Origin of the sequence: Actinomadura livida, from assembly GCF_014648675.1 — a bacterium.
Lineage (GTDB): Bacteria > Actinomycetota > Actinomycetes > Streptosporangiales > Streptosporangiaceae > Spirillospora > Spirillospora livida.
This window is the reverse complement of the sequence record NZ_BMRO01000003.1, coordinates 228,979-248,454: the sequence shown is the minus strand read 5'-3', so window position 1 is coordinate 248,454 and position 19,476 is coordinate 228,979. Positions and strand designations below refer to the sequence as shown.

Below are 19,476 nucleotides of genomic sequence, written 5' to 3'. Positions count from 1 at the left end.
CCCCGCTCGCCGTCGCCACCGGCAAGGCGGGGTTCTTCCTGTTCCTGTACCTGGAGGTGCTGGACGCCTCGTTCAGCTTCGACGGCGTCATCGGCGCGTTCGCCATCAGCACCGACCCGATCGTCATCGCGCTGGGCCTCGGCATCGGCGCCATGTACATCCGGTCGCTGACGGTGTTCCTGGTCCGCAAGGGCACGCTGCACGAGTACGTCTACCTGGAGCACGGCGCGCACTGGGCGATCGGCGCCCTGGCGACCTGCATGCTGATCAGCATCGGCCACCACGTCCCCGAGTGGATCACCGGCGGGCTCGGCGCGGGCCTGATCATCGCCGCGTTCGCCAGCTCGATCATCCGCCGCCGGGGCGAGGAGCGGGAGCCGCCCGAGGCGCCGTCCGGTGAGGGCGGCAAGGCGCTCCACTCCAGCAACGTCTGACCGCCGCCTCCCGCACCTCCCGACAGCATCGATCACCGAAGGAGCCGAACGATGTCCGTCTCGCTGCAGAAGGGCCAGAAGGTATCGCTGGCCAAACCCGGCGGGGGCACGCTCACCCGGGTCAAGATGGGGCTCGGCTGGGACGCCGTCGCGAAGAAGGGCCTGTTCGGCAGGAGCAAGGCCCAGAGCATCGACCTGGACGCGTCCTGCCTGCTGTTCGACGCCAGCGGGAACCTCGCCGACCAGGTGTGGTTCCGGCAGCTGCGCAGCAAGGACGGCTCCGTGCAGCACACCGGCGACAACCTGACCGGTGAGGGCGAGGGCGACGACGAGGTCATCAACGTCGACCTGCAGAACGTCCCGGCCAACGTCACGCAGCTGGTGTTCACGGTGAACTCCTTCACCGGCCAGGACTTCAGCCAGATCGAGAACGCGTTCTGCCGGCTGGTCGACGAGACCACCGGGCAGGAGATCGCGCGCTACGACCTGAGCGGGGCCGGGCAGCACAACGCGCAGGTCATGGCGAAGGTGTCCCGGGACGGCGGCGGCTGGTCGATGACGGCGATCGGCGCCACGGCGACCGGCCGGACCTTCCAGCACCTGCTGCCGGCCGTGTCGGCGCATCTGTGATCCGGCGCCCCGGCCCGGCGTCCCGGTGCCCGCTCCGATGATCCGGCGCGTCTGACGGGGCGGCCCATGCGGCATTTCGACCACATCGACGCCGCGCGTCGCAAGCACCTGTTCTACCGGCATCCGCGGCCGTTCGACCGGCACGACGACCCGGCCGTGCTGGCGGTGGCGCTGGGCGCGACGCTGTACAGCCCCGCCACGCGGCCGGCGCTCGCCGACGACGTGCTGCGCGCGGCGCGCCGCGGCGTCATGAGCATGGTGCTGTGCCTGGAGGACGCGATCGGCGACGACGAGGTCGAGCCCGCCGAGGCGAACCTCGTGGCGCAGCTGCGCTCGCTGCACGGCGCCGCCCGCCCCGGGAGCGGGGTGAGCGGCGCCGCGGACGTCCCGCTGCTGTTCGTCCGCGTCCGCGACCCCCGGCAGATCGGCGACCTGATCGGCCGGCTCGGGCACGCCGCCGCGCTGGTCTCCGGCTTCGTGCTGCCGAAGTTCACGGCAGCCGGCGGTGGAGCGTTCCTGGACGCGCTGGAGGAGGCCGTGGAGCGCACCGGGCTGCGGCTGCTGGCGATGCCGGTGATCGAGAGCCCGGCGGCGGTGTACGCCGAGTCCCGGCCGGAGATGCTGCACGAGGTGGCGCGGCTGCTGGCCAAGCACCGGCCGCGGATCCTCGCCGTCCGGATCGGCGCGACGGACATGTCCGCCGCGTACGGGCTGCGCCGCCCCCCGGACCTCACGATCTACGACATCCAGCCCGTCGCGGGCGTGATCTGCGACGTGGTCAACGTCCTCGGCCGCGCGGACGGCACCGGCTACGTGGTGACCGGGCCGGTGTGGGAGTACTTCTCGGCGGGCGAGCGGATGTTCAAGCCGCAGCTGCGGCAGTCGCCGTTCGACGCGCAGCGCGCGGCGCCGCTGCGGCAGCGGCTGATCACGTCGGACCTGGACGGGCTGATCCGCGAGGTGCACCTGGACAAGGCGAACGGCCTCATCGGCAAGACCGTCATCCATCCGAGCCACGTGGCGGCCGTGCACGCCCTGTCGGTGGTGACGCACGAGGAGTACTGCGACGCGGCCGACATCCTCGGCGTCGCCGGGGGAGGGGCGATGGCCAGCTCGTACGCCAACAAGATGAACGAGGCCAAGCCGCACCGCGCGTGGGCGCAGCGGCTGATGCTGCGCGCCCGGGTGTTCGGGGTGGCGGCGGAGGGCGTCACGTTCGTCGAGCTGCTGGAAGCGGCGGGCCCCCGGTGACGGCCCTCCCGCCCGGGTGGCCGGGTTCCTGGGTGTCGGCGCGCCTCGGGGTGCGGCTCGCGGACGGGCCGCGTCCGGTGGGCGTCGGGCTCGCGGACCTCGTCGGCCTCGCCGTGCGGCGCAATCCCCGCCGGGCGCACCTGCTGGTCTCGGCGGTGCTGGGCAAGCACGTCCCGACCGATCCGCGGCTGGTGTACGGGTCGGGGCTCTTGCTGGGTGAGCTTGTGCGCGCGCGGCTCCGAGGTGAGGAGCCTCCCCGTCCTGGAGCCCATGTGGCGGACGCCTTGTGGGGCGTCCCAGGGGCGGCTGCCGGGTTGCGCGACCTCATGCGAGCCCCCCAGATTCCTGTGGACGCCGTCGTCCTCGGCTACGCGGAGACGGCGACGGCTCTAGGGCATTCCGTTGCGGACGCTCTGGGAGGCGCCTACTACCTGCACTCCACGCGCCGTCCCGTGCCGGGGTTCGCCACCTACGGCGGGTTCGAGGAGGAGCACAGCCACGCGACGAGCCACCTGCTCCTGCCCGCCGACCCCGCCGCGCTCGACCGTGACGTGCCCGCCGTGCTGGTGGACGACGAGCTCTCCACAGGCCGGACGGTGCTGAACACCATCGAGGCGCTGCACGCCGTCCGGCCCAGAGGCCATTACGTCCTCGCGGCCCTTGTCGACCTGCGCGGCACTGACGACCGGGCCCGGATGGACGAACTCGCCGAACGGCTGGGCACCCGCATCGAGGCGGTGTCCCTCGCCCAGGGGCACGTCGGCCTTCCGGACGGCATCCTGGAGTCGGGCAAGGCGCTCGTCGCCGACCTGACGGCGCGTGCAGCGCTCCCGGAGGGCGCGGCGGAGACGTTCCCAGTGTCCCGGCTCGACTTGGAGTGGCCGTCCGGGCTGCCGGACGGGGGACGGCACGGCTTCCTGCCCGTCCACCGCTCCCGCCTGGAGAAGGACTTGGGGAGGATGGCCGAAGCCTTGGCGGCCGCGCTCGGCGACGACGCCTCGCGTGTTCTCGTCCTGGGGTTCGAGGAGCTGATGTACACGCCGCTGAGGCTGGCCGAGGCGCTCGCGGACACCTTGCCAAGCGTGGACGTCCGGTACTCGACGACCACGCGCTCACCAGTGCTCGCCGTGGACGACCCCGGCTACGCGATCCGGACGCGCCTGGCCTTCGACGCCCACGACGACCCCGCCGACGGCCCGGGGGAGCGATACGCCTACAACGTCGCCCCTGCTTCCGGGCACGACGGCTTCGACCGCATCGTGTTCGTGGTGGACGACGCCGGCGACACCCCGGCGCTCGCGGGCGGGCTCGTGGCGCGGCTCCGCGCGCTCGCGCCCGTGCTGGTCGCGCCGGTCCCCGCCTGGAGGGGCAGGTGAAACCGCTGTACGGCCCGTCCTCCAGCCCCCGCCCACCGCCATCCAACGGACGAGCTCCGCTCCACGGCCCCCTGTTCGGCAGCTACGCGGCCGAGGACGTCGCGTGGCTGCTCAAGGACCTCTCCCATGCGCGGCTCGAAGCGCCCACCGAGGAGCGCGAGGCCGCGATCCAGGCGGGACGGGCGCACTACGCCGAGTCCCTGCCGGTGGAGTACCAGCCCGGCCCCGAGTACCTGCGCCTGTTCCACCGGGCACTGGAGGCGTCGGCCGAGCGGATCGCGTACGCGACCGGCCTGGTCACCGAGCTGGTCCTCGCCGAGCGCGGCCCGCGGGCGGTGCTCGTGTCGCTGGCCCGCGCCGGGACGCCGGTCGGCGTCCTCATGCGCCGCTGGGCGCGGTTCGCGCACGGCCTCGACCTGCCGCACTACGCGGTCAGCATCGTCCGGGCGCGCGGCATCGACACGGCGGCCCTGCGCTACCTCGCCGAGCGGCACGACCCGGCGTCGGTGATGTTCGTGGACGGCTGGACCGGAAAGGGCGCGATCACGCGGGAGCTGACCGCCGCACTCGCCTCGCATCCGTTCCCCGCCGACCTCGCGGTGCTCGCCGACCCGGGGCGGTGCACGCCGCTGTTCGGGACGCGGGACGACTTCCTCATCCCGTCCGCGTGCCTCAACTCGACCGTCTCGGGGCTGGTGAGCCGGACCGTCCTGAACGCGGACCTGATCGGCCCCGGCGACTTCCACGGCGCCAAGTTCTACGCCGATCTCGCCGGCGACGACGTGTCCGCCGTGTTCCTCGACGCGGTGTGCGCGCGCTTCGGCGACGTCGCCGAGCGGGTCGCGAAGGACCTGCCGGAGCACCGCGCCGCCGACCGCGCCCCCGACTGGTCCGGGTGGGAGGCCGTCCGCCGCTGCGCCGGCGCCGAGGGCATCGACGACCTGAACCTCGTCAAGCCGGGCATCGGCGAGACCACCCGGGTGCTGCTGCGCCGCGTCCCGTGGAAGGTGCTCGTGCGGGCCGACGCGGGACCCGAGGTCACGCACATCAGGCTGCTCGCCGGTGAGCGCGGGGTGCCCGTCGTCGAGGTCGAGCCCGGCCGGTTCCCCTACGCCTGCATGGGCCTCATCCACCCCCGGTTCGGCAAGGGAGCCGTCCAGTGACCGTCCTGGTGTGCTCCGACCTCGACCGCACGCTCATCTACTCCGCCGCGGCGTTCGCGCTGGACGGGCCGGACGAGACGATGCCGCGCCTCCTCTGCGTGGAGTTCTACCAGGGCGCGCCGCTCTCCTACATGACCGAGACCGCCGCCCGCACGCTGGAGACCCTCGCGACGGCCGCGACGTTCGTCCCGACCACGACCCGCACCCCCGAGCAGTACCGGCGCGTCAACCTGCTGGAGAAGCCCGCCGGGTACGCCATCACCGCGAACGGCGGCCACCTCCTCGTGGACGGCGAGGACGACCCCGAATGGGCGGCGTCCGTCCGGGCACGGGTCGCCGACGGGTGCGCGCCCCTCGCCGACGTCCAGGAGCACCTCGTCCGGATCAGCGGCGAGTTCGTCCTCAAGCGGCGCAGCGCGTCCGACCTGTTCGCCTACACGGTCGTGGACCGGGCCGCACTCCCCGCAGGGTGGGTCGAGGACCTCACCGGATGGTGCGCCGAACGCGGCTGGCGGACGTCCCTCCAAGGCCGCAAGGTGTACTGCCTGCCCACTGGCCTGACCAAGGCCGCCGCCGCGGCGGAGGTCGCCCGCCGGGCGGGCGCGCCCACGATGCTGGCCGCCGGAGACTCGCTCCTCGACATCGAACTCCTCGAAGCCGCCGACCTGTCCATCCGGCCCGCCCACGGCGAACTCCACGACACCGGCTGGACGTCCCCGGCCACGGCCGTCACCGCCGCGCGGGGCATCACCGCGGGCCAGGAGATCGCCGCATGGCTGCTGGAACGCGCGACCGCCCCGTAGGCAACCACGGAAATCACCCCCGCCGGGGGCGCCGTTGACAACTTACGCACCCCGGGGGGTCGCAGCGGCCGCGATCTGAGGTCACAATCACCAGTAACCCCTCGCACTCAGCAGGAGGACGCCCTGACCACATGACCTCCCGTCTGACCGGCGACGAGACCGCGCTCTGGAAGGCCGCGGCCAGGGTTCTCGACGCGAACTGGACCGGGACCGCCACGGCGGCGTCCCCCGGCCTCTACCCGCACCAGTGGAGCTGGGACTCCGCGTTCATCAGCATGGGCCTCGCCCGCCACCGGCGCGACCGCGCCGAAGCCGAACTGCTCTCCCTGTTCCGCGGCCAATGGGCCGACGGGATGCTCCCGCACATCGTCTTCGACACCAGCCTCGCCCGGCACGCCTACTTCCCCGGCCCCGAGCTGTGGCGCAGCGAACGGCACCGCGACGCGCCGCACGGCGTGCACACCTCCGGCCTCACCCAGCCGCCGCTGCACGCCCTCACCGCGCTGCGCCTCCACGAATGCGCCGCCGACCTGGAGAGCAGCAGGGCCTTCCTCGCGCGGCTGCACCCGATGCTCACCGCGCAGCACCGCTACCTCGCCCGCGCTCGCGACCTCGACTCCAGCGGGCTCATCGCCATCTGCCACCCGTGGGAATCGGGCCTCGACAACAGCCCCGCCTGGGACCGGCCCCTCGGCGCCCTCCGGCTCCCGCCCACCGCCTACGCGCCCGCCCAGCGCGCCCACACCCTCCCCACCGGCGAGGACTACGACCGCTACGTCTGGCTCGCCGCCCTCGTCCGCGACGCCGGATACCGGCCCGGCTACCTCCGCGACGCCCACCCGTTCGCCGTCGAGGACCCCCTCGTCAACGCCACCTACCTCGCCTCCGCGCACGCCCTCGCGGAGATCTCCGAGATCGTCGGCGCCGACCCCGTCCCACACCGCGAACGCGCCCAGCGCATCCACCAGGCCCTCCTCGACCGGCTCTGGGACGCCGAGACCGGCTGCTTCCGCGCCCGGGACCTGCGCGACGACCGGCTGCTGCCCGTCGTCACCGTCGGCGCGTTCGGCCCGCTCCTCGACCCCGAACTGCCCGCCCCCGTCGCCCGCAACCTCGTCGACCTGCTGCTGTCCGCCCGGTTCGCCGGCGCCGCCGGATACCCCGTCCCCACCTGCGACATCCAGGCCCCCGCCTTCGACCGCGGCGGCTACTGGCGCGGCCCCACCTGGATCAGCACCAACTGGCTCGTCTGGTACGGCGCCCTCGGCCACGGGTTCCCCGTCGTCGCCGACCTGCTCTACGGCGCCACCATGCGGCTCGTCCGCCAGTCCGGCTTCCGCGAGTTCTTCGACCCGTTCGACGGCACCGGGCGCGGCAGCCACGACTACGCCTGGACCGCCGCCCTCGTCCTCGACCTCCTCGGCGCCCGCCGGGCACCGCAGGCCGCCTGATCGCCCAGCCCGCCCGATCGCCTACCGTGGGGGCATGCGCCTACGCCGGGGTCCCCTGCCGTCCGCGGTCCGCGACGCCCTCGCACTCGAACGGGGAGAACGCGTCCTCGCCGCCGCACCCACCCGCGGCGGTTCCCACGTCACCGCCACCACCACGGCACTGCACATCCCCACCACCTCCGGCGGATACGCGCGCATCCCCTGGGAACGCGTCGACCACGCCACATGGAAGGACGGATGGCTCCACGTCCAGGAGACATCCGCCGGTGCCGCACACGACATCAGGCTCACCGACCCGGGATCCGTCCCCGAGACCGTCCGGGAACGCGTCACCGCGACGATCGCCGTCAGCCACCAGGCCGTGCTGCCCGGCGGCGCCAAGGTCCGCATCGCCGGCCGCCGCCCCGCCACCGGCGGCGACGTCCGCTGGACCTTCGTCTTCGAACCGGGAACGGACCCCGCCGACCCGGGCCTGCGGGCCCAGGCCGAACAGGTCCTCGAAGAGCTGCGCCGCCAGACGGGCCTCTAACCGGGATAGACCTGCGGGGGGTGCTCCTCTTCGGCCTTCCGGCGACCCGGCACCTGCTGCGGCACCCGGTCCCGCATCTGCCCGGCCTTGCCCGCCAGGTCCTCGCCCTTCGCGCGGATCTTGCCGGCCGCCTCCTGCACGTTCGGGTTCTCCGACACCTGCTGGGACATCCGCTTGATCTGCTCATAGCGCTCGCGCCCGGCCTTCGTCCCCAGGACGTAGCCGATCGCGGCGCCGGCCATGAACATCATGCGAGTCTTCACGTCAATCTCCCACCGACGGCGAATTCGTGTGACCCCCTATACCCGCCATCGCCGCGCCCACCCATAACGCAGGCGCGAACAGCCCCGGACATGCGCTAACCTAGAGCCGCACCGGGGCCCAACGGCCCCGGACGCACGTACGATCCCGCGTAGCTCAATCGGCAGAGCAGCCGGCTGTTAACCGGCAGGTTACTGGTTCGAGTCCAGTCGCGGGAGCGGAGCGACCTCATCTGCTTCATGGGCTTCGCTCGTCTGCGCCGTTGCTGCGCTCCTGATGTCGCCCGGGGGGACGATCCCCCCGGAGCCCCCTGGTTGCCGCCGCCATCCCCCGCCCGCCCCCTGCCGGGGGCTTTTTTGTTTTGTGGTGGGTTTGTTCGGGTTTCTGGGTTTTGGTGATCTTTGCCACCTTGTGGGTGGTTTGAAAATCGTTTCGCGGGCGCTGGCCGGGTAGATGAGCTGTGCGTTCGGTGGGTTTTGCCTTGGGAGGGGTCGCGGGCGGCATGGTGACGTTGGTGCTGGCCTATGCCGTCGTCGCCGTTCTCTTGCCGTGGGCCCTGGGGCGCCACCGGCGCGTCATGGCGTGCGCCGCGGCGGTGCTGCCGGCCGTCACGGCCATCTGGGCCGTGGCCCACGCGGGTGGAGGCGTGCTCACCGAGCAGGTCTCGTGGGCCGCCGACCTCGGGCTCTCCATCGACTTCCGGCTCGACGCGCTCTCCATCGTCATGCTCCTGCTGATCGGCGGGGTCGGAGCCGTCGCGCTCTGCTACGCGGGCTGGTACCTCGAACGCTCCGAAGCCCTGATGATCGGGACGCTCGTGGCGTTCGCGGGGGCGATGACCGGCCTCGTGCTCGCCGACAACCTGCTCGTCCTCTACGTGTTCTGGGAGCTGACCACGCTCAGCTCCTTCATCCTGATCGGCACGACACGCCCCGAACGGGCCGAGGACCGGCGCGCCGCCACGCAGGCGCTGCTGACGACCACCGCGTTCGGGCTGCTCATGCTCGCCGGGTTCGTGCTGCTCGGGCAGACCGCCGGGACCTACCAGATCTCGGCGCTGCTCGCCGACCCGCCGGGCGGCGCGGCGGCCGAGGCGGGACTGGTGCTGGTGCTGCTCGGCGCGTTCGCCAAGTCCGGCCAGGTGCCGCTGCACGCCTGGCTCCCCGCGGCCATGGTCGCGCCCTCCCCGGTGAGCGCCTACCTGCACGCCGCCGCCATGGTGAAGGCCGGCGTCTACCTCGTGGCGCGGTTCTCGCCCGCGTTCGCCGACACCGGCCTGTGGCGGCCCGCGGTCGTCTGCGCGGGCCTGGTGAGCCTGCTCGTCGGCGGGGTCATCGCGCTCCGGCAGGACGACCTGAAAGCGCTTCTCGCCTACGGGACCATCAGCCAGCTCGGGTTCCTGATGGTCCTGTTCGGGCACGGAACGCGCACCGCCGCCCTGGCGGGGGCAGCGCTGCTGCTGGCGCACGGCCTGTTCAAGGCGCCGCTGTTCCTGGCGGCCGGGGTCGTCGAGCACGAGGCCGGGACGCGCCGGGCAGGCGAGCTGTCCGGGATGGGGCGGCGGCTGCCCGTGACGGCGGTCGCCGCGGCGGTGGCGGTCGCGTCCATGATCGGGCTGCCGCCCCTGCTCGGCTTCCTGGCCAAGGAGGCCGCCTTCGAGGCGTTCGCCCACGGCGGGTGGGACGCCGTGGTGCTCGCCGGCATCGTCGCGGGCTCGGTGCTGACCACGGCCTACGGTGTGCGGTTCATGCACGGCGCCTTCCGCGGCGGCGAGGGCCCCGTGCGGATCGCGGACCCGTGGGGGATGGCCGTGCCGCTGGCGGTGCCCGCCGCGGCCGGGTTCGTCCTGGGCTTCCTCTACGGGCCGCTGCAGAAGATGATCGCGCCGTACGCGGACGCACTCGGTGCGGATGATGGCTACAAGCTCGCGCTCTGGCACGGGCTCAAACTGCCCCTCGCCCTGTCCGCGCTCGCCATCGCGGCCGGTGTCGCGCTCTTCCTCGCCGCCGGCCGGAGGTACCCGGCCACGCCGGTGCGCTGGCCGGTCCCGAACGGCCAGCGCGGCTACAACAGGACGGCCCGCGGGATCCTCGTGGGGGCGCACGCGGTCACGAAGTGGACGCAGGTCGGGTCGCTGCCGGTGTACCTCGGAGTGATCGGCGCGACCGTGCTGGTGGTGCCGGGCACGGCCCTCGTCGTCGCGATGGCGGGGGACGGCAGCCCCGACGTCGCGGGGTACGTCCTGCGCGGCTGGGACGACCCCGTGCAGTCCGTCCTGGGCGTGGTCGTGATCGTCTGCGGCGTCGCCGCGCTGCTGACCCGCCGCAGGCTGTCGGCGGCGCTGCTGATGGGCGGGGTCGGCTACGCGATCGGCGGGCTCTTCGTCGCGCAAGGCGCGCCGGACCTCGCGCTCACCCACCTCGTCGTGGAGACGCTCCTGCTGATCACCCTCGTGCTGGTGCTGCGGCGCTTCCCGGACCGGTTCCCGCCGCGCCGGCGCAAGCGCTCCGCCAAGATCGCGACCGGCGTGATCAGCGTCGGCCTCGGCGGGTTCATCGCGACCTTCCTGATGGTGGCGGCGCTGAGCCGCACCGACCGGCCGACCGGGCCCGGATACGCCGAACTCGCCGCGGAGGAGGGCGCCGACAACATCGTCAACATGATCCTCGTCGAGACCCGGGCGCTGGACACCCTCGGCGAGATCACCGTGGTGGCCGTGGCGTCCATGGGCGTCATCGGCCTGGTGCTCAGCGGACGCCGCGTCCCGCGGGCGCCGGACGGGAAGCCCCGCGCCGGCGAACCGGAAGGGGACGACCGCGGGCGGCGGAGCTGGCTCGCCAGCCCCGGCCGCCCGGCGCTCGGCGTCACGCCGATGGTGCCGGCGGCGGCAGCGGCGCGGCTGCTCAGCCCGGCGATCCTCGTCTTCTCCGTCTACCTGCTGATCGCGGGGCACAACCGGCCGGGCGGCGGGTTCGTGGCCGGGCTCGTGGCGGCCATGGCGTACGTCCTGCGCTACCTGCCGGGCGGCCGGCGCGAACTGGCGGCCGCGATGCCGGTGCGGCCCGGTGTGCTGCTCGGCGGCGGGCTCGGGCTGGCCGTCGCCACGGGCGCGGCCGGATGGGGTTTCGGCGGGTTCCCGGACGGCGACTTCCTGGCCAGCGAGGTCCTGCTGTACACGGTGCCGGTGCTCGGGGAGATCAAGCTCTCCACCAGCCTGTTCTTCGACGTCGGCGTGTACCTGCTGGTGCTCGGGCTGGTGCTGACGATCCTCACGACGCTCGGCGCGAGCCTCGACGAGAACGTGCTCGAAGAGGACGTCCCGGAAGAGAGCGGGACGGGTGCGGGCGGTCCGGCGGACGGCGGCGCCTCGGAAGGAGCACGACCATGACGGGTCCCGCCCTCGTCCTCGTCCTGGCCGTCGCCGTGCTGTTCGCGGCCGGCTTCAACCTGCTCATGGAGCGGTCGCTGATCCGGATCGTGATCGGCTTCATGCTGCTCGGGCACGGCGCCAACGTCCTGCTGCTGCTGGCCGGCGGCGCCGCGGGGTCGCCGCCGCTGCTCGGCGGGAAGTCGGAGCGGCCGATGGCAGACCCGCTGCCGCAGGCCATGGTGCTCACCGCGATCGTGATCACGTTCGGCGTGACCGCCTTCCTGCTGGCGCTGGCGTTCCGCAGCCGGATCCTGCTCGGCGAGGACGAGGTGCGCGACGACGTCGAGGACCGCAGGGTCCACACGGGGCAGCGCCGCCAGGAGCCCTGGGCCGGCGGCGACGCCGAGGCCGATCCGCTGGAGGAGAACACCGAGCAGGAGAGCGCGGAGCCCGGGCGCACTCAGCAGAAGACCACCGGGCAGGCGGACACCGGGCCGGGGGACACCGGGCACGGCGATGGCGCGAAGGGCGGCGGCGCATGAACGTACTCGTCCCGCTGCCGTTCGTCCTGCTGCTCCTGGGGGCCGCGCTCACGATGATCAGCCGCCGCCGGGCGACCTGGCTGCGCGTGCTCGCCCCGCTGGCCGTCGCGGCGTCGCTCGCCGCCGCCTGCGGGCTGATGGCGGCCGTGTCCCGGGACGGCGTGATCGCCGTCCAGATGGGCGGCTGGGCCGCGCCGCTCGGCATCACTCTCGTCGCGGACCGGCTGTCGGCGCTGCTGCTCGTGGTGTCCATCGGCGTGCTGCTCGCGATCATGCTGCACGCCGTGGCGGAGGGCGCCGGCGGGACCAGCGAGACCGAGCCGGGCGTGTTCTACCCCGCGTACCTCACGCTGACCGCCGGGGTCGCCCTGATCTTCCTCGCCGGCGACCTGTTCAACCTCTTCGTCGCGTTCGAGATCATGCTGGCGTCGAGCTACGTGCTGATGACGCTCACGCCGACGGCGGAACGGATCCAGGCCGGCATGACCTACACCGTGGTCAGCCTCATGTCCTCGATCCTGTTCCTCGCCTCGATCGGCCTGACCTACGCCGCGGCGGGCACGGTGAACCTCGCCGACCTGTCCGAGCACGTCGCGAACCTGCCCGAGGGCACCCGGACGGCGCTCGGGCTGCTGTTCCTCGTGGTGTTCGGGATCAAGGGGGCGATCGCCCCCATGCACCTGTGGCTGCCCGACAGCTACCCGGCCGCCCTCACCAGGGTCACGGCCGTGTTCGCCGCGCTGCTGACGAAGGCCGCCATCTACGCGCTCATCCGGGTGGAGACGCTCATCTTCCCCCGGGAGCAGGTGTCGTGGATCATGCTCGTGCTCGCCGCCGCGACGATGCTCGTCGGCACCCTCGGCGCGCTGACCCACGACGACGTCCACCGGGTGTTCTCCTTCATCCTGGTGGGCCACATCGGCTACATGCTGTTCGGGCTGGGGCTGTTCAGCATCGCCGGCCTCACCGGCGCGATCCTCTACCTCGTCCACCACATCGTGGTGCAGGCCGCGCTGTTCCTGGTCAGCGACCTGATGCAGGGGCGCACGGGAGAGACGTCGCTGCGCCGCCTCGGCGGCCTGGCGCAGATGTCGTCGTTCATCGCGGTGCTGTTCTTCATCCCCGCCATGAGCGTGAGCGGGATGCCGCCGTCCTCGGGGTTCATCGCCAAGCTCGCGCTGTTCCAGGCGGGCCTCGGCGAGGACCGCGTGATCGCCTTCGTCGTCACCGGCGTCGCGGTGCTGGCCAGCCTGCTCACCCTGATGGCGATGTCCCGGATCTGGACGCTCGGGTTCTGGCGCCCCCGGCCGGAGGAGGCCGGCGAACCGCCCGCGGCCGCCTCCTACACCCGGGCGAGCACGCGGCTCATGGGGACGGTGACGGCCGTCCTCGTCGTCGGCGGCCTGCTCATCGCCGTGTTCGCCGGGCCGCTGTCGTCGTGGAGCAGCATGGCCGCCGCCGACCTGCTGGACCCGACGGCGTACCGGAACGCCGTGACGCAGGGAGGGGCGCCGTGAACCGCAACGCCCGCCGCGCCGCCTCCCGCGTGCTCATGGGCGTGTGGCTGCTCGGCATCTGGCTGCTGCTGTGGGGACGGATCGACGCGCTCACCGTCGCCGGCGGCGCCGTCGTCGTCGCGGGCGCGTACGCGGCGAGCCGGCTGCCCGCCGTGCCGCTGGTCCGGCGGATACGCCCGCTGCGCGTCGCGGCGGTCATCGCCGAGTTCGCCTGGGACCTGCTGGTGTCCAGCGTGGTCATCGGCTGGCACGCGCTGTACCGGCCGAGACAGGTGCGCAGCGGCATCATCGACGTGGACATGCGGTCCCGCTCGGAGCTCATCCTGCTGGGGGTCACGACGAGCATCTCCCTCCGTCCCGGGACGATCCTCATCGACCTGGACCCGGACCGGACCGTCCTGCGCATCCACGCCATGCCGGTCCGCAGCCGGGCGGAGGCGGATTCCAGGCGGGCGGGCGTGGCGACGACGGAGGAGCGGCTGATGCGCGCGTTCGTGACCTGGGAAGACGCCCCTCCCGAGGAGGACGACCGATGAACACCGTCTACATCGTGACCATGGTGCTGCTGGGCGCCGCGTTCCTGATGACGACCGCGCGGCTGGTCCGCGGCCCCTCCAGCTTCGACCGCATCATGTCGCTGGACGTCATGGCGGTCCTGCTGGTCAGCGGCATCGCGGTGCACTCGGCCTTCTACGGCGAGCCCGCGTACGCCCCGCTCCTGCTGGTCGTGGCGATGCTGGGCTTCGTCGGCTCGGTCAGCGCGGCGCGCCTGGCGGGGTCCCGGGGGGAGCGCACATGAGCGTCGGCGACGTCATCACCGCCGTCCTGCTGCCGGTGGGCGCCGCGTTCTCCGCCCTCGGCGCCCTGGGCGCCCTGCGCTTCCCCGACCTGCACTCCCGGCTGCACGCGGCGACGAAGCCGCAGACGATCGGGCTGCTGCTGATCCTCGGCGGGGTCGCGCCGCAGGCCGGTACGGTCTCCGCCGCCGCCCCGCTGCTCCTGGTCGGCTTCTTCCAACTGCTCACCGCGCCGGTCACCGCCCAGACGGTCGCCGGCGCCGCCTACCGCGCCGGCGTCGTCGACCACGCCACCCTGACCGTCGACGAGAGCCGCCGGGAGGGGGAGGACGGCCCGTGGTTCGCGAACCGGAGCGGGGAGCACCGCCCGGAGTAGTGATCACTCCTCGGTGGCGGGGCTCTTGCCGGCGACGACCTCGGCCAGCAGGTCTTCCTCGCTGGCGCCGCGGCGCCAGTAGCCGGTGAAGGTGACGGCGCGGCGGTCCAGGCCGCGCTTGCGGACCAGGTGGCGGCGCAGCGCCTTGACGGCGGAGGACTCGCCCGCGAGCCAGGCGTAGGCGCCGTCCGGTAGTCCGGCGGCGCGGACGGCGTCGAGCAGGCCGCCGGGGGAGACCCACGTGACGTCCGCGTCGGCGGCGGTGGGGAGGTCCTGCCGGTCGCCGGGGTCCGGGACCTCGATAAAGACCCGGGCGGGCGTGCCGGCGGGAAGCCAGGCGAGGTTCCCGGCGATCGCGGGCAGCGCGGTCAGGTCGCCCGCCATCAGCACCGGGGCGCCGGGCGGCGGGCGGAAGTCGAAGCCGCCGTTGTCGGGGCCGGTCGGGCCGAGGACGGTGAGGCGGTCGCCGGGGCGGGCGTTCGCCGCCCAGCGGGCCGCCGGGCCGGACGAGCCGTCCTCCTCGTGCAGGGCGAAGTCGACGTCCAGCTCGCCGGGCCGCAGGTCGCGGACGGTGTAGGAGCGCATGATGCCGCGTTCGGCCGGGTCCAGGGCCCGCCAGTCCGCGAACCACGTGTCGCCGTCGCTGTTGTCCGGCATCACCGGGACGTCCTGGTGCGGGTGCGGGAAGAAGATCTTGAAGCGCTGGTCGCGCCCGCCCGTGCCGAACCCCGGCTCGGCGGAGCCGTCCAGGACCGCCCCGCCGAGCGTGATCCGGACCATGCTCGGGCCGAGCCGCTCGGACCGCAGGACGTGCAGCTCGAAGAAGGCGAAGGGGTGCGCGGGCCTCGCGGGAGCGGGCCGCCTGCTCGTCTTCGTGGTCGTTTCCGGCATGACGCCGCCTTTCAGCCGGTCTTCTTCGCGGAGCGCAGGGCCTCGGCGAAGGCTTCGAGGATCGGTGCGCAGCCCGCGTAGGAGAAGCGGGGCTCGGGCTGCCACGCGACGACCTGGCCGGCCTTCACCGCGGGCAGGTCCTTCCAGGTCGGCTTGTCGCCGAGGTCCTTCGGCTGGAGCGCCTGGGTGCGGGAGTCGAGCAGGATGACGTCGGCCTTGTACTTGCCGGCGTTCTCCCAGCTGAGGTTCTCGAAGTAGCCGTTCTGGTCGAGCTTGTCCGGGACGACGAGGTCGACGCCGAGCTCCTTGAGGTAGATCAGGTCGGTGTTCTTGTCCGGGCTGGAGGCGTAGAACAGGTCGGGGCTCGCGGACGCGGCCAGCACCTTCAGCCCGCCGCCGGCCTCGGCCGCCGCGCGCACCTCCTCGGCCGCCTTCTCGAACCGCTCCTTGGCGGCGGTGACCTTGGCGGCCTTGACGTCCGCGCCGAGCGCGGCGGCCAGCGCGGCCGTCCGCTCGATCGGCTTCGGCAGCGGCACCGCGCCGGCGGCGATCGCGGCGCTGGGCGCCAGCGCGTAGATCTTGTCCTTGCTCTCCGGCGGGACGTAGAACAGCTCGTCCTCCAGGAACATGTTGCTGACCAGCAGCTCGGGACGCAGCGCGGCGTACTTCTCGATGTTGAACTCGCCGAAGGCGTTGCCGATGATCTCCAGCCGGTCGACGGGCAGCTCCCCGGCCTGCGGGTCGGGGCTGCCGTCCTTGAGCGTCGTCGGGCCGAACACCCCGACGAGCTGCTGGTCGACGCCGAAGTCGTACAGCGCCGCGGCGGCCGCGACGTAGCCGACGACGCGCTGGGGCCGCGCCTTCAGGTCGATCTTCTCGCCGCGGTCGTCGGTGAACGACCAGGCGCCGCCGCCGGAGGAGGCGGCCGTGCCGCCGCCGTCCCCGCCGTCCCCGCCGCACGCGCTGATCAGCGCGCCGAGGGCGACGGCGCCGCCCGCGCCGAGGAAGCCCCGCCGGGTGAGGGCGGCGGTCGTGCGGTGCAGGGCGCCGGTGTTCGACATTTCGGGCGTTCTCCAATATTCGCGTACTCTGGCCCCTAATGCGGGCCTTTGATCAGCGCTTAGGTTAACCTAACCTAAGTAGTTGTCCACAAGGTGGGATCGATCACCCGGTCCCCCGGCCCGTCCCCCCGGAGCCCCGCCAGGTGTTGTCGACCAAATCCCCGCCGGTCACGGCGTCCGGCAGCGCGCCCGCCGAGCGCTCGCCGGGCGGCAGGCGGGCGGCCGGGCTCGCCGGCGCGCTGCTGTTCCTGATCGCGGCCGTGCTGCTCAGCCTCGCCGTCGGCGCGAAGCCGCTCTCCCTCGGCGAGGCATGGAACGGCCTGTTCCACGCCGGCTCGCCCGCGTACACGATCGTCCACGACATGCGCCTGCCGCGGACCGTGCTCGGCCTCCTCGCGGGCCTGGCGCTCGGCCTCGCCGGCGCGGTGATGCAGGCGCTCACCCGCAACCCGCTCGCCGACCCGGGGCTGCTCGGCATCAACGCCGGCGCCGCGGCCGCCGTCGTCTCGGCGATCTCCTTCCTCGGCATCACCTCGTTCACCGGGTTCGTGTGGTTCGCGTTCGCCGGCGCGGGAGCCGTCGCCGTGCTGCTCTACGCGGTCGGCGGCGGCCGCGCCGCCACGCCCGCCCGGCTGGTCCTCGCCGGGGCCGCGCTGAACGCCGCGCTGTACTCGTACGTGAACGCGGTGCAGCTGCTCGACACCGCGTCCCTCGACCGGATGCGCTTCTGGACGGTCGGCTCGCTCGCCTCCGCGCAGTACGACACGATCGGGCGCGTCGCCCCGTTCGTCGCCGCCGGGCTGGTGGTGGCGCTGCTGCTGGCCCGCCCGCTGAACGCGATGGCGATGGGCGAGGACGCCGCCCGCGCGCTCGGCGCCGACCCCGGGCGGGCGCGCGTCGCCGCGATCCTCACGGTCACGCTGCTGTGCGGGGCGGCGACCGCGGCGTGCGGGCCGATCATCTTCGTCGGGCTGATGGTGCCGCACCTCGTCCGCGCGCTGACCGGGCCGGACCTGCGGTGGCTGTTCCCGTACTGCGCGGTCCTGTCGCCGGCGCTGATGCTGGCGGCCGACGTCATCGGGCGCGTCGTCGTGCGCCCCGCCGAGCTCCAGGTCGGGATCGTGATGGTCGTGGCGGGCGGGCCGGTGTTCCTCTACTTCGTCCGCCGCCCCCGCCGCAGGGGGCTCGCCTCATGATCGGAACCGGGAAGGGGCGCCTCCGGAGCCGCGGCCCGCACTTCGCCGTCGTGCGGGCGCCCGCCGGGCTCTCGCTCCGCTTCCGCCCGCGCGCCGTCGCCGTCGCCGCCGCGTGCCTGGCCGTGGCGCTCGGCATGGGCGTGCTCCTGATCGGCACGGGCGACTTCCCGATGAGCCCCGCCGACGTCGTGCGGACCCTCGCCGGGCGGGGCGCGCCCGCCGACACGCTCATCGTGAACCAGATCAGGCTGCCGCGCACGGTGGCCGGGCTCGCGGTGGGCGCTGCGCTCGGCCTGGCCGGGGCGATCTTCCAGTCGCTGGTGCGCAACCCCCTCGGCAGCCCCGACATCCTCGGCTTCACCCAGGGCGCGTCGGCCGGCGTCCTCGCCGTGATCGTGCTGACCGGCGGCGGCAGCGTCGCCGTCGCGGGGGGCGCGGCGGCCGGCGGGCTGGCGACCGGGCTGCTCGTGTACGCGGTGGCGGGCCGGCGGGGCGCGCACGGCCAGCGGCTCATCCTCGTCGGCATCGGGATCGCCGCGATCCTCACCGGCGTGAACGGCTACCTGCTCACCCAGGCCAACATCGTCGACGCCGCCCGCGCCGTCCTGTGGCTGACCGGCAGCCTCGACGGCCGCGACTGGGCGGACGCCGCGCCGGTCCTCGCCGGGCTCGCCGTCCTCGGCCCGCTCGTCCTCGTCGGCTGCGGCCGCGCGCTGCGGATGCTGGAGATGGGCGACGACGCCGCGCACGGGCTCGGCGTCCCCATCGAGCGGGTGCGGCTGCTGATGCTGACGGCGGCGGTGCTGCTCACCTCGTTCGCCGCGGCCGCGGCCGGGCCGGTGTCGTTCGTCGCGCTGACCGCGCCGCAGCTCGCCCGCCGGCTGACCCGCACCACCGGCCCCAACCTGCTGCCCGCGATGTGCATGGGCGCGGCGCTGCTGGTGGCCGCCGACTGGACGGCGCAGCGCGCCTTCCCCGGGCACCAGCTCCCGGTCGGCGTGGTGACCGGGCTCCTCGGCGGCGGATACCTGGTCTGGCTCCTCGTGACCGAACGCAAGACGGGACGGATCTGATGACTGACGCGAAGATGTCGCCGACAGGTGCACGGCTGACCGGAGAGGGGCTCACGCTCGGCTATGACGGGCGGACCGTCGCCGAGGGCCTGGACGTCGCCGTCCCGGACGGCTCCTTCACGGTGATCGTGGGCCCGAACGCGTGCGGCAAGTCGACGCTGCTGCGGGCGCTGGCCCGGATCCTCAAGCCGTCCGCGGGCACCGTCGTGCTGGACGGGGAGCCGATCGCGGCCTGGCCCGCCAAGAAGCTGGCCCGGACCCTGGGCCTGCTGCCGCAGTCCTCGATCGCGCCCGACGGCATCACGGTCGCCGACCTGGTCTCGCGCGGCCGGTACCCGCACCAGAGCCTGCTGCGGCAGTGGTCGCGGGAGGACGAGCGGGTCGTCGCCGAGTCGCTGGCCGCGACCGGGGTCGCCGACCTCGCCGACCGGCACGTGGACGAGCTGTCGGGCGGGCAGCGGCAGCGCGTGTGGATCGCGATGGCGCTGGCCCAGCAGACCCAGCTGCTGCTGCTGGACGAGCCGACGACCTACCTCGACATCGCCCACCAGATCGAGGTCCTCGACCTGTGCGCCCGGCTCCACGAGGAGGGCCGGACGGTCGTCGCCGTCCTGCACGACCTCAACCACGCCGCCCGGTACGCGACCCACCTGCTCGCCATGCGGGACGGCCGGATCGTGGCGGAGGGCGACCCGTCCACGGTGGTCACGGCGGAGCTGGTCGAGGAGGTCTTCCGGCTGCCGTGCCGGGTGATC

The 19,476-nt window shown here is 73.5% G+C and carries 20 protein-coding genes and 1 tRNA gene; 18 read left to right on the top strand and 3 right to left on the bottom strand.

Going from position 1 to position 19,476, the window contains the following annotated elements; translation table 11 throughout:
* The 8 genes from IEZ03_RS37650 to IEZ03_RS07785 form a co-directional block, all read left to right on the top strand.
* Positions 1 to 434 (top strand): DUF475 domain-containing protein (locus tag IEZ03_RS37650; protein ID WP_229808118.1); only part of this gene is annotated, 434 nt, incomplete at its 5' end.
* Positions 435 to 485: 51 nt separating this feature from the next.
* Complete coding sequence (locus IEZ03_RS07815) at positions 486 to 1,064, top strand: TerD family protein (RefSeq protein ID WP_184886629.1); 579 nt, start codon at positions 486 to 488, stop codon at positions 1,062 to 1,064.
* 66 nt (positions 1,065 to 1,130) lie between these two features.
* Positions 1,131 to 2,315, top strand: coding sequence for an HpcH/HpaI aldolase/citrate lyase family protein (locus tag IEZ03_RS07810; RefSeq protein ID WP_184886627.1), 1,185 nt, complete (start codon positions 1,131 to 1,133; stop codon positions 2,313 to 2,315).
* A gap of 32 nt (positions 2,316 to 2,347) precedes the next feature.
* The gene (locus tag IEZ03_RS07805; RefSeq protein WP_229808117.1) at positions 2,348 to 3,691 is read left to right on the top strand and encodes a phosphoribosyltransferase family protein; all 1,344 of its coding nucleotides are present in this window, start codon (positions 2,348 to 2,350) and stop codon (positions 3,689 to 3,691) included.
* On the top strand, positions 3,688 to 4,854 hold the full coding sequence (locus tag IEZ03_RS07800) for a cysteine protease StiP family protein (RefSeq protein WP_229808116.1): 1,167 nt from the start codon (positions 3,688 to 3,690) through the stop codon (positions 4,852 to 4,854). Before IEZ03_RS07805 ends, IEZ03_RS07800 begins: the two co-directional genes overlap by 4 nt.
* Complete coding sequence (locus IEZ03_RS07795) at positions 4,851 to 5,657, top strand: HAD family hydrolase (protein ID WP_184886624.1); 807 nt, start codon at positions 4,851 to 4,853, stop codon at positions 5,655 to 5,657. The genes IEZ03_RS07800 and IEZ03_RS07795 overlap by 4 nt, the downstream gene beginning before the upstream one ends.
* A 131-nt stretch (positions 5,658 to 5,788) precedes the next feature.
* On the top strand, positions 5,789 to 7,108 hold the full coding sequence (locus IEZ03_RS07790) for an MGH1-like glycoside hydrolase domain-containing protein (RefSeq protein WP_184886622.1): 1,320 nt from the start codon (positions 5,789 to 5,791) through the stop codon (positions 7,106 to 7,108).
* 34 nt (positions 7,109 to 7,142) lie between these two features.
* On the top strand, positions 7,143 to 7,637 hold the full coding sequence (locus tag IEZ03_RS07785; protein WP_184886620.1) for a hypothetical protein: 495 nt from the start codon (positions 7,143 to 7,145) through the stop codon (positions 7,635 to 7,637).
* Here IEZ03_RS07785 and IEZ03_RS07780 read toward each other — a convergent pair.
* Entirely contained in the window at positions 7,634 to 7,900 is a 267-nt protein-coding gene (locus IEZ03_RS07780; RefSeq protein ID WP_184886618.1) for a YtxH domain-containing protein, read from the bottom strand. The genes IEZ03_RS07785 and IEZ03_RS07780 overlap by 4 nt on opposite strands.
* A gap of 143 nt (positions 7,901 to 8,043) precedes the next feature.
* Here IEZ03_RS07780 and IEZ03_RS07775 point away from each other — a divergent pair.
* From IEZ03_RS07775 to mnhG, 7 genes are all read left to right on the top strand, one after another.
* Positions 8,044 to 8,116, top strand: a tRNA-Asn gene (locus tag IEZ03_RS07775).
* Positions 8,117 to 8,400: 284 nt separating this feature from the next.
* Positions 8,401 to 11,286, top strand: a complete 2,886-nt coding sequence (mbhE, locus tag IEZ03_RS07770; protein WP_184886616.1) for a hydrogen gas-evolving membrane-bound hydrogenase subunit E — start codon at positions 8,401 to 8,403, stop codon at positions 11,284 to 11,286.
* The gene (locus tag IEZ03_RS07765; protein WP_184886614.1) at positions 11,283 to 11,810 is read left to right on the top strand and encodes a Na(+)/H(+) antiporter subunit C; all 528 of its coding nucleotides are present in this window, start codon (positions 11,283 to 11,285) and stop codon (positions 11,808 to 11,810) included. The genes mbhE and IEZ03_RS07765 overlap by 4 nt, the downstream gene beginning before the upstream one ends.
* On the top strand, positions 11,807 to 13,327 hold the full coding sequence (locus tag IEZ03_RS07760) for a Na+/H+ antiporter subunit D (protein ID WP_184886612.1): 1,521 nt from the start codon (positions 11,807 to 11,809) through the stop codon (positions 13,325 to 13,327). The genes IEZ03_RS07765 and IEZ03_RS07760 overlap by 4 nt, the downstream gene beginning before the upstream one ends.
* Positions 13,324 to 13,863 carry a Na+/H+ antiporter subunit E gene (locus tag IEZ03_RS07755; RefSeq protein WP_184886610.1) on the top strand — a complete coding sequence of 180 codons (540 nt, stop codon included), beginning with the start codon at positions 13,324 to 13,326 and terminating at the stop codon, positions 13,861 to 13,863. Before IEZ03_RS07760 ends, IEZ03_RS07755 begins: the two co-directional genes overlap by 4 nt.
* Positions 13,860 to 14,126: an MrpF/PhaF family protein gene (locus IEZ03_RS07750; RefSeq protein WP_184886608.1), complete on the top strand. Its 267-nt coding sequence runs from the start codon at positions 13,860 to 13,862 to the stop codon at positions 14,124 to 14,126. The genes IEZ03_RS07755 and IEZ03_RS07750 overlap by 4 nt, the downstream gene beginning before the upstream one ends.
* A complete protein-coding gene (gene mnhG, locus IEZ03_RS07745; RefSeq protein WP_184886606.1) occupies positions 14,123 to 14,500 on the top strand; it encodes a monovalent cation/H(+) antiporter subunit G in 378 nt (125 codons plus the stop codon). The genes IEZ03_RS07750 and mnhG overlap by 4 nt, the downstream gene beginning before the upstream one ends.
* A 3-nt stretch (positions 14,501 to 14,503) precedes the next feature.
* Here mnhG and IEZ03_RS07740 read toward each other — a convergent pair whose 3' ends face one another.
* Positions 14,504 to 15,391, bottom strand: a complete 888-nt coding sequence (locus IEZ03_RS07740; RefSeq protein WP_184886604.1) for a siderophore-interacting protein — start codon at positions 15,389 to 15,391, stop codon at positions 14,504 to 14,506.
* Positions 15,392 to 15,402: 11 nt separating this feature from the next.
* Positions 15,403 to 16,452 (bottom strand): ABC transporter substrate-binding protein, encoded by a 1,050-nt coding sequence (locus IEZ03_RS07735; RefSeq protein ID WP_184886602.1) that lies wholly within the window; start codon positions 16,450 to 16,452, stop codon positions 15,403 to 15,405.
* 143 nt (positions 16,453 to 16,595) lie between these two features.
* Here IEZ03_RS07735 and IEZ03_RS07730 point away from each other — a divergent pair, with 143 nt between their 5' ends.
* The 3 genes from IEZ03_RS07730 to IEZ03_RS07720 all read left to right on the top strand — a co-directional run.
* Positions 16,596 to 17,648, top strand: coding sequence for a FecCD family ABC transporter permease (locus tag IEZ03_RS07730; protein ID WP_184886600.1), 1,053 nt, complete (start codon positions 16,596 to 16,598; stop codon positions 17,646 to 17,648).
* The gene (locus IEZ03_RS07725; RefSeq protein ID WP_184886598.1) at positions 17,645 to 18,721 is read left to right on the top strand and encodes a FecCD family ABC transporter permease; all 1,077 of its coding nucleotides are present in this window, start codon (positions 17,645 to 17,647) and stop codon (positions 18,719 to 18,721) included. Before IEZ03_RS07730 ends, IEZ03_RS07725 begins: the two co-directional genes overlap by 4 nt.
* A partial coding sequence (locus tag IEZ03_RS07720) for an ABC transporter ATP-binding protein (protein WP_229808115.1) occupies positions 18,721 to 19,476 on the top strand: 756 nt, incomplete at its 3' end. The genes IEZ03_RS07725 and IEZ03_RS07720, both read left to right, overlap by 1 nt.